This is a genomic window from Microcoleus sp. A6-C6 (genome assembly GCF_036705955.1).
In the GTDB taxonomy this organism is placed as follows: domain Bacteria; phylum Cyanobacteriota; class Cyanobacteriia; order Cyanobacteriales; family Microcoleaceae; genus Microcoleus.
Genome location: NZ_JAUBVR010000039.1, coordinates 52,298 through 62,380, shown reverse-complemented (window position 1 = coordinate 62,380; position 10,083 = coordinate 52,298). Strand labels below are relative to the sequence as shown.

Sequence of the window (10,083 nt, the reverse complement as noted above, 5' to 3'; positions counted from 1 at the left end):
CTCTGGCTTTTCGCTCATCTGACTACATTACCATATTTTTCGGCTCTCAATCAACTATTTTTTACCTGAATCCTTACCAAGCAACAAACCAGTTAAGCCAATTACAAACACCGCTAAAAATACCGAACTCAGATTCAAACGGCTCCACTCATCCCAGACAAAAAAGCCAATTCCCACACCGCCTGTCAGCATTTCCACTGCCACAATCACCAGCCAAGCAATCCCTAAACTAATCCGTAAACCTGTAAAAATGTATGGCAAACTCGCCGGCCAAATTATCTTGGTAATCCGCCTCCAGCGCGGCATTTCCAACACTCGCGCCACATCCAGATAATCCTGGGAAACGCTAGCAACTCCCAAAGCTGTGTTGATAATTGTCGGCCACAAAGACGTGATGAATATGACAAAAATTGCCGAGGGTTCTGCTAAATTAAAAATCGATAGAGCTATGGGCAGCCACACTAGCGGCGACACCGGTTTGAAGATTTGAATCAGCGGATTGAGCGCCATCATTGCCGGTTTCGACATCCCGATCAGAAATCCCAGGGGAATCGCCACTGCTGCACCCAGGAAAAATCCCACCAACACCCGTCGCAAACTCGCTAGCAGCAGCCAGCCAATGCCTAAATCTCCAGGCCCGCGCTGGTAAAATGGATGCAAGATGTAATCTAAATTAGCGATTAATGCTTGGTATGGAGTTGGAATCAAATCGCTTTTGAAGCTGGCAATGATCCACCACAGGCAAAGAATTCCCAAAAAACCAGCCGCAGGGAACAAAACAGCATCTCGGATTACAGCGGGTTTTGCCCGTTTCCATGCTGCTTGTCCTACAACTGCGATCGCAGCTAAATTAAGTTGTACTGACATTTAATTCTCCTTCAGAGTCAGGGCAGGTACAAGAATCTTGAACAATACCAACCTGAGACACTGATGAAGTCAAACTATCTATGTGAAGACAAGTTGACTCTTCAGTCTCTTCTCAATGCCGACGAAGTTAGCTGACGGGCTAGGACTGAGAGATGTCCTTCTCCTTAGATTTCCAAATCAAAAATTACATTCAAATTTGGCAATTTTTAACTTTGGCTTGTTAAATCTGTGGAGATTTGCCCCGAAAATTGGTTCCTCCGCTCCAGCGACACGCTTTGTCCGATCGCGCAACACTGGATTAGGCTTGACTTTTTTAGTCAATTTTACTTAAACTATCACAAGCCTCTAATCTTGTCAATATATCTTTAAAAGTATATATTGGCTCTTTTAGATACTTTAGATTTTACTAACCAATGTTTCTTCCCTTTTCCCTCTTCCCTCTTCCTTCTTCCCTCTTCCTTCTTCCTTCTTCCTTCTTCCTTCTTCCCTCTTCCCTCTTCCCTCTTCCCTCTTCCTTCTTCCTTCAAATCAAAAACCGAATAGTTATATAAACAGCCGCAGCCACCAATTGCAAAGCCATCACAGGAAGCCCGTAACGCAGAAAAGTTTGAAAAGAAATCCGACGCCCGTGCAGTTCAGAAACTCCCGCCGCCACTATATTAGAAGAAGCTCCTACCAAAGTGCCATTTCCCCCCAAAGTTGCTCCGTACATCATCGCATAAAATAGCGGTAGCACCGCAGGTGGAAACTGCCCTGCAAAATCTGGAGCCAGCACCTCTGCCGGTGCGAGTCCGACATTCACAACATACTGTTTTAGCAGCGGTACCATCGCCACCACCAGCGGAATATTTGGCACTACACTCGACATCAAACCCACGAAAAACAACAAAGCTAAAGAACCCAGAAAAATATTTTTACCTAAAATAACTGCTAAGATACCAGACATACTGCCGATGATTCCGGTTTTTTCCAAGCCGCCAATTAGGACAAATATCGACATAAAAAATAACAGCGTACTCCAATCTAAATCCCGCAAAATATTGTTAACTGAATCAATTTTTGAATGGTGAGCCAACAGCATTGCTAAAGCAGCCCCTAACAAAGCAACCGCTGCCGGTGAAATTGGTATGGGCAGAGACTCTCCTACTACAAAAAATGTCAGCACGAAAGCTATAATTAAGCCACCCACTGCTAAGATTCGCGGGTGATTAATTGTTGGATGCGGCAAATGTTCCAAATCATCTAATTCTTTGTGCCAAATTTCACGGAACAGCCAAGGCAGAATTACTAATATCACTCCTACGGCGATCGCCCCACCCAAACTTAACTTTACCAGGTAATCAGCAAAACTCATGTTAATCGCATCACCGACAATAAATGTAGCCGGATCTCCCACGATCGTCAGCAATCCAGAACTGTTAGCTACAAATACCATTAAAATCAGTAATGGTACAAAATCTACCCCGATTTCTTGAGCTATTGGCGGAATTAACGGTGCTAGCAACATGACTGTTGTGGCATTGGGTAAAACTGCACAAATAGGTGTTGTAATTGCGACAATTCCCAGCAAGAGATTTTTGCCTTTGCCTTTAGCCAACAACACCATTTTAGTTGCCAAATAATCGAATACTTTGGTCGGCTCAAAGGCTCTCACCATGACCATCACTCCGAAAAATAAGCCCAGCGTTCCGTGACTGCGATCGATATATTCGATCGCATCCTTTAACGTCATCACGTGGGTAAACACCAGAATCAGCGCTCCCAGGAATGCCGCAATTGTGAGGTGTATCCATTCTGTAATTATTAAGAAAACTACACCGATAAATGTTGCCACAGCGATCGCAGCTTGCACGTTTTCCATTGAGTCCCCTGACAAAATTAAAACTTAAAAATTCCCAACTCTCGGTTTGAGGGATTATACTACTTTATGGCTATTATGTCAATAAGTTTAAGTGCTATTTTTGGCATTGACAAGCTGGGATCAACCGCTCGACAGAGATCCGGCACTCCTGAAAAAATTACCTCAAAACTACTTCTTTTGGCAGGGTTGCGATCGCCCGAAGTTTGGTATGTCGATCGGGCGATCGCTCAACTACAATGAAGCATGGGCAACATCTGCCAAACTCAACCCCCACGCAGACATCATGGACTACAGCCAAGTGCTCGCCGACAAAACCGATACTATCGTCAAAAACTGGATTGCAGCAGTACGTCAGGACAGAAAAATTGAAAGTGCTGACGCCTTAACGCACTCAGCAATAGAGGATCACATACCTCACCTGTTGGCCGCGATGGCCACAGTGCTTTCCCAATATCAAAACAGCGAAATAATAGTAATAATTGAAGCCAGTTTAGATCACGGATTTCTCAGAGCAGAACAAGGCTACGACGCTGCAGAAGTAGCCCGGGAATACCACTTATTGCGTCAAGTAATATTCTCCCAATTAGAAGCAGAATTGCTAGCAGGAACCACCGCCGAAGTATTCAGAGCTTTTCGGCTCATAGATGCCGTAGTAGATGAAGCAATTGCTCAGTGTTTGAATAGCTACGTCGCTCAGAGGCTGCGGGAACTTCAACAAATCCAAACTCAGTTACAACTCACAAATCAAGAACTGAATCGCCTCGTCAGCGTCAATCAAGAAAACGTCTACCATTTAGCTCACGAACTCAAAACTCCCCTCAACTCAATTATCGGTTATTCCGAACTGTTTTTGCGCCAAGAAAAATGGCAATCGGAAATCAAAGATACCCTCCCCGGCATCGAACACATCGAGCGAGTATTGCGCAACGGCAGACAGTTGCTGCGCCTGATTAACGACGCCCTAGAACTTTCTCGCGCCGACGCCGGAAAAATTAAACTTAACCTGCGGCAAACTAATGTACAATCTATAATTAACACCGTAGTAGAAATGATGCAGCCAATGGCTGATGCTAAAGGACTAAAGCTCGCAGTTACCAGCGACTGCGCCCCAAAACAAGTAGTCGCCGACGGACAGCGGCTGCAACAAATTGTCACCAACCTGCTGAGTAATGCCATTCGCTATACAGAATCCGGTAGCATCGAATTACACTGCCGTCAAGCTGGGGCAGAACATTGGGCGATCGCAATTACAGATACTGGTATTGGCATTGCCCCCACAGATCAAAATCGCATCTTTGACGCCTTCTTTCAAGCAGGAGAACCTAGCAGACACAAATTTCCTACCGAGAGCACCGGCCTGGGATTAGCCATAGTATCGCGGCTCGTGACACTGCTACAAGGCAAAATCGAGCTAGAATCAGAAATCGGAGTCGGCTCAACTTTTACCGTGATTCTGCCCCTAGAAGTCAAAATCCTTCAACCAGTAAACTAAACATTAAGTTCAAATTTTTACAGCCCAAAATCCTATGCCCGCAGCCAACCTTAGCCCTTCCACCACAGCCTTTCCCCTCACCGCCGTAGTCGGGCAAGAAGCCATCAAATTAGCCCTACTATTAGTAGCAGTCGATCCCGGATTGGGAGGAGTTGCGATCGCAGGCCGCCGCGGTACAGCAAAATCAGTAATGGCCCGCGCCTTGCATTCCCTACTCCCACCAATTGAAATTGTTAAAGACTCTTTTTGCAACGCCGAACCAGATGAAATTTTTGTAGAAAACACATCTTCTTTATTAGAAGAAAGCGGGCAAGAGTTAGCAGAAACAAGCGGGCAAGAGTTAGCAGAAACAAGCGGGCAAGAGTTAGCAGAAGCAAGCGGGCAAGATGCCCACACCGATACTAATTCCCCAAATACAGAAATAATTCCCACACCATTCATTCAAATTCCTTTGGGTGTCACCGAAGACAGACTCTTAGGTTCCGTCGATGTCGAACAATCTGTAAGATTTGGTCAAACTGTATTTCAAGCAGGACTCTTAGCCCAAGCAAATCGAGGCGTACTTTATGTAGACGAAATTAACCTCCTTGATGACAATATTTCCAACCAATTACTCACAGTATTAACCGAAGGGCGCAACCAAATAGAGCGCGAAGGCATCAGCTTCCAACACCCTTGCAAACCTCTATTCATCGCCACCTACAACCCTGAAGAAGGGCCGTTGAGAGAACATTTACTCGATCGCATCGCGATCGTCCTTTCCGCCGACGCAGCACTCCAACTAGAAGAAAGAGTCTATGCAGTAGAACAAGCTTTATCCTACTCCAGCTCCCCCCAAGAATTCCTCAACCAATACAGCGAAGATACCGACAACCTCAAAACCCAAATCATCCTCGCCAGAGAATGGCTCAAAGATGTCACCATCAGCCGCGAACAAATTGCCTACCTAGTCGAAGAAGCTATCCGTGGCGTAGTTCAGGGACACCGCGCCGAAATATTCGCAGTCCGCGTCGCCAAAGCCTGCGCCGCCATTGAGGGACGCACAGAAGTTAACGCCGAAGACCTGCGCCGCGCCGTAGAATTAGTCATCGTACCCCGCGCCACCGTCATCCAAACTCCCCCAGACGAAAACTCACCTCCTCCTCCCCCGCCGCCACCGCCACAAAAGCAGTCAGAACAAGAACAAGACGAACCCGAAAACGAACAAGAAGACGAAGAAGACCAAGAGGATGAAGACAAACCGGAGCCTGAAGAAGAACCAGAAAAAGATACCATTCCCGAAGAATTTCTGTTCGACCCCGAAGGCGTAATTCTCGACCCCGACGTGCTATTCTTCGCCCAATCCGCCAACCGCCAAGGCAAATCCGGCAGCCGAAGCACCATTTTCTCCGAAGATAGAGGCCGTTACGTCAAGCCAATGTTGCCCAAAGGCCCCGTCCGGCGCATCGCCGTTGACGCGACTCTCCGCGCCGCCGCACCCTACCAAAAAGCCCGCCGCCAAAGGAATTCAGACCAGGAACCCACGGCGAGTTCCAGCCCAAATCGAGAAAAGCGCGTATTTGTGGAACAGGGAGATATTCGGGCGAAGCGCTTGGCGAGAAAAGCTGGAGCTTTAGTCGTCTTTGTCGTGGATGCTTCGGGTTCGATGGCTCTCAATCGGATGCAGTCGGCGAAAGGTGCAGTCATGCAGTTACTCACGGAAGCTTATCAAAGTCGTGACCAAGTTGCGCTGATTCCGTTTCGTGGAGAACAAGCAGAGGTATTGCTACCGCCGACTCGCTCGATAGCCTTAGCCCGCAAGCGTTTGGAGCGGTTGCCCTGCGGCGGTGGTTCGCCCCTCGCCCACGGTTTGACGCAGGCGGTGCGCGTGGGAGTTAACGCGCGGCAGTCTGGAGATATTGGTCAAGTGGCGATTGTTGCGATTACTGACGGACGCGGTAATATTCCTTTGGCTCGTTCTTTGGGTGAACCGATTTTAGATGGCGAAAAGCCGGATATTAAGAAGGAATTGTTGGAAATTGCTGCCAAAATTCGCGGGTTGGGAATGCAGTTGCTGGTGATTGATACTGAGAGTAAGTTTATTTCGACTGGTTTTGCGAAGGAGTTGGCTAAGACTTCTGGCGGAAAATACTATCATTTGCCGAAGGCTTCTGAACAGTCGATCGCAGCGATGACTAAAAATGCTCTCCGCGACGCGATCGGCTAAAATTCTTAAATAGAGATTTCATCCGCATTTTTGAGGGCACGGGCATCCCGCCTGTGTTCCCCTCGGCTCTTCCCCCGACGCTCCTAAGTGGAGATCCCAATTTTAGACCAAAGTTCAAGCTCCCAGATTCATCTGTGGAGTCAATCTAAAATTCTTCAATCTAAAATCTAAAATCGACTGACTCTCCGGCGAGTCACCGCCAGCGAACCGGCAACTAAACCCAACCCCGCCAGCATTGAAGGCTCAGGAATTCTCACGGGCAGAGCCGCCCGGTTTACCGTTACCGGGCTGGGGCTTGGAGAAATGATACCTTGGGGGGATTGACCTGTCTGAGCCAGCAGCAAATTTTCTGAACCAGGCCCTGAAGTAGCGGTATAAACGGCTCGGACATTAGCTGCAACGGCAGCTTGACCCCCGGAAATAACGGCGGTTGCAGCCAATAGAATTCCGGCGGCAGGTGGCAATAATTTGTGAGCAAAAAATGTGGGCATTGGACATTACCTATTTAGCATTTTGTCGATCGAACTCAATCTCTCGATCGTTATTTTTTTGGAAATTCCCTGTGTGAGCTACTGCGAGCAACTAACCGAATCGATTTTAGATTTTAGATTTTAGATTTTAGATTTTAGATTTTAGATTTTAGATTTTAGATTTTAGATTTTAGATTTTAGATTATTGGGCTTTCCTGTCCCTAGTTTCAACTCGCGTCGCCAATCAAAAACCTCAAATCCACTGCGGCCCCTGCTTCGAGCATACAGTCATCAATCCCAAATGGTAAATCCCAAATTCCAAATTGATTGACCTGTGCTACCTGCAATTCGATCGACTTTCAGCTTGCCCATCGCCGCAGATAGCGCCGACACTTTAACCTCAATTATAGCTCTAAGACGATCGACAACCGTGTCAGAGATCGTCCCCAGATAACGAAGACACGGCACAGACTTACTTGTACGCCGCTGATTATAAACAATTACTTCCTACCTGGAAGTGATCTCACCCATTCTTTATCAAATCTTTAAACTATTCCAGGTTTTGTCAACCGGCTATAAAGCTGTCAAAATATAGATAGCAAATCTCAGCCAAAATTAGGTAAATCCTCGTGAGTAACACCAGCAACTTCCGCGAAGCCGTGCGCGAGGCCAAAAACCACGCGCTGGTTGGCCCCAACGTCATCTCCAACGCCCTCCCCTTCGTCGGTGGCGGACTTGTCTTAACCGCTGTCGGCGCCTACGGTGGCCTCGGAGTCATCCGCAACTATCCCGGAATCTTCTTTCCCACGTTTATTGGCGCGATCGTCCTACAATTAATTCTGTTCTTTGTCGTTCGCGGTGTCGCCGAAAAAGGTAACAATAGCACCGCCTTACCCCTCCTAGTAACCTACAGCCTGCTTACCGGCTACACCCTCAGCGGATTGGTGTCTGTAGCACTCAGAAACGAAGGAGTCGGCATTGCTGGCATCGGTTTTGCAGCCCTCGGATGTGGCATTACCTTTATCGCCGCCCGCCAAATTGGCTCTAACTTGTCGGAAACAGACGGCATGGCCATCACCAAAACCATCAGTTTAGGTGTGATTGCTTTGTTAGTCGTCGTTGGCGGTCAATTTTTGCTGTCGTTTTTCGGTGTCTACACCCCAACCTGGTTGGAAATTGGCATTTCTGGCATCGGCGTATTTATATTTGCTGGCGCTGCGATTGTAGACTTTTACATTCTGCCCCGCAGTTACCGCGATGACCAATATTTGCCAGCCGCTTTGTCGATGTACTTGACTTACATCAACTTGTTCATCTTCATTCTGCGCCTGATGATTGCTATCAACGGCCGCGATTAATCATTGAAAGTTTAGCTTAAAAAAAACCGTAGCGCGATCGACATCCGGCTGCGGTTTTTGATTAAGATTTACAACCAAGATAGCCGTCAGTCGATTTGAGATTTTCAATTTTAGATTTACTCCACAGATGAATCGAGGTATAATTTGAATTTTTAGCCGATCGCTCAAAAATCTTGTCATCTCATGCTGTCGATCGCAATTTCAACATTAATCACAAATCAATAGGAGAACACTCATGTACTTAAAATATGAAGATATCAGGAGAGTCAGCGTAGAAATTACTTCCCGGTGCAATGCAGCTTGCCCGCAGTGTCCCCGCACTGACAACCCGATTTTGCCCGCAGCAGAATTAAAGATTGAAGATATTGAGAGAATTTTCCCACAAGAGTTTTGCTCTCAATTGGATTTGATCTATATGTGCGGCAACTACGGGGATGCTATGACTAGCAATACCACAATTCCTGCGATCGAATATTGGCACCGCATGGGAGTTCCTCAGATTGGCCTGTACACCAACGGTAGCGGACGTAACCCAGACTGGTGGCGCACCCTGGCACAGACAATGACAGGAGAACACGATACCGTAACTTTTAGCATCGACGGATTGGCTGATACTAACAGCATTTACCGCCAAAATACCAACTGGGACAGGATAATGCAATCTGTTAATGCCTTTATCCAAGCTGGCGGAAAAGCTGTATGGCACTATTTGATATTTGATCACAACCAGCACCAAGTAGAAGCAGCGCGGGATTTAGCCCAACAACTAGGATTTGTCGAGTTTGTACCGAAAGCTACCTCTCGTTTTGTGGCGAAAGAGATTTATGACAAAGAGTCGGCAAATCAACAGCCTCAGAAGGCAGAAAACTCTCAGGTAGATGCTAAGAGCGATCGCCCCAACCAACCAGCAACAACTAATGCGTCAGCCCCTCAGAATCAAACACAGACCGCTGTTGGCTTGCACCAACAAGCGGAGGACTGTTTGAGACAAGGACAGCTCTCAGAGGCGATCGCAGCCAGCCAACAAGCCCTAAAAATTCAGCCTAATTTTGCAGCAGCCTGCAAAACTTTAGGCAACGCTTTTCAAGGTTTGGGGAAGATGCAAGCAGCAGCAGATTGTTACGCCAAGGCACTCGAAATTCAGCCTAATTTTCCAGAAGTTTATGCTAATGTAGGCAGTCTTTATGCTCAACAGCAACAGTGGCAGCCAGCTAGTGCTTATTACCAAAAGGCGATCGAGCTTAAACCCAATTTTGCCGGAGCTTATCGCAATTTAGCTAAAGTGTTGACGCAGTTGGGGCAACCAGAAAAAGCAAATTATGCTTGGTATCAAGCTATAGCTATCGAAACCTCTAAAGCACCAGAACCAACTTTTCCTGTCCGATCACAGCCAGCCAGCCAAGAACTCCAACCCCCATCATTGGAACAATATAAAAATCCACAGGGAGACCAATTTATCCAAGCTGTAGAAACATTTGGTAGCCTAAACAATTACTACCGCAACGTAGAAATTAGCTGTCAAACTCAAGCCAGCAAAGATATTTTTATTTCTTTTGAAGCAGAACTCTGGCCTTGCTGTTGGGTCAGCCATACCAAATACGTTATTTATAACGACACTTACAGACCCCAAATGCTGGCTTTAATTGAAAAGTACGGCGACGGATTTAATTCTCTCAGAACTAAATCTATCAAAGATGCGATCGCCTGTGATTGGTTTCGCGAAGACCTCACAAAAAGTTTTTCATGTTCCAAAAGGTTGGATGTATGCGCTCACGAATGCGGCAAAACTTTCAATTCCACAGGTTCGCAGTACATTTAGAAACATCCGC

Annotated in this window: 9 protein-coding genes and 1 riboswitch; of the genes, 4 read left to right on the top strand and 5 right to left on the bottom strand. The window is 46.7% G+C overall.

The features are described from left to right. Positions 1-54 precede the first annotated feature (54 nt). The 3 genes from ntrB to QUB52_RS17030 form a co-directional block, all read right to left on the bottom strand. Positions 55-867 carry a nitrate ABC transporter permease gene (ntrB, locus tag QUB52_RS17040; protein ID WP_332975378.1) on the bottom strand — a complete coding sequence of 271 codons (813 nt, stop codon included), beginning with the start codon at positions 865-867 and terminating at the stop codon, positions 55-57. 101 nt (positions 868-968) lie between these two features. Then, a riboswitch (cyclic di-AMP (ydaO/yuaA leader) is annotated at positions 969-1,182 on the bottom strand. A 50-nt stretch (positions 1,183-1,232) separates the two neighbouring features. After that, complete coding sequence (locus QUB52_RS17035; protein ID WP_332975377.1) at positions 1,233-1,394, bottom strand: hypothetical protein; 162 nt, start codon at positions 1,392-1,394, stop codon at positions 1,233-1,235. Then, entirely contained in the window at positions 1,391-2,728 is a 1,338-nt protein-coding gene (locus QUB52_RS17030; protein WP_332975376.1) for an SLC13 family permease, read from the bottom strand. The genes QUB52_RS17035 and QUB52_RS17030 overlap by 4 nt, the downstream gene beginning before the upstream one ends. 100 nt (positions 2,729-2,828) lie before the next feature. Between QUB52_RS17030 and QUB52_RS17025 the strand changes: the two genes are divergently transcribed. Further along, on the top strand, positions 2,829-4,220 hold the full coding sequence (locus QUB52_RS17025) for a sensor histidine kinase (protein WP_332970488.1): 1,392 nt from the start codon (positions 2,829-2,831) through the stop codon (positions 4,218-4,220). Between the two features lie 34 nt (positions 4,221-4,254). Next, positions 4,255-6,426, top strand: a complete 2,172-nt coding sequence (bchD, locus tag QUB52_RS17020) for a magnesium chelatase ATPase subunit D (RefSeq protein ID WP_332975375.1) — start codon at positions 4,255-4,257, stop codon at positions 6,424-6,426. 167 nt (positions 6,427-6,593) lie between these two features. Here bchD and QUB52_RS17015 read toward each other — a convergent pair whose 3' ends face one another. Further along, entirely contained in the window at positions 6,594-6,917 is a 324-nt protein-coding gene (locus tag QUB52_RS17015; protein WP_265238713.1) for a PEP-CTERM sorting domain-containing protein, read from the bottom strand. A 270-nt stretch (positions 6,918-7,187) separates the two neighbouring features. Further along, positions 7,188-7,364 carry a hypothetical protein gene (locus QUB52_RS17010; protein WP_265238712.1) on the bottom strand — a complete coding sequence of 59 codons (177 nt, stop codon included), beginning with the start codon at positions 7,362-7,364 and terminating at the stop codon, positions 7,188-7,190. 161 nt (positions 7,365-7,525) lie between these two features. On the opposite strand from QUB52_RS17010, the gene QUB52_RS17005 reads away from it, so the two are divergent. Together QUB52_RS17005 and QUB52_RS17000 are read left to right on the top strand one after the other, a co-directional pair. Then, positions 7,526-8,254 carry a Bax inhibitor-1/YccA family protein gene (locus QUB52_RS17005; protein ID WP_265238711.1) on the top strand — a complete coding sequence of 243 codons (729 nt, stop codon included), beginning with the start codon at positions 7,526-7,528 and terminating at the stop codon, positions 8,252-8,254. Between the two features lie 235 nt (positions 8,255-8,489). Continuing rightward, positions 8,490-10,073: a tetratricopeptide repeat protein gene (locus tag QUB52_RS17000; protein WP_332975374.1), complete on the top strand. Its 1,584-nt coding sequence runs from the start codon at positions 8,490-8,492 to the stop codon at positions 10,071-10,073. Positions 10,074-10,083 lie beyond the last annotated feature (10 nt).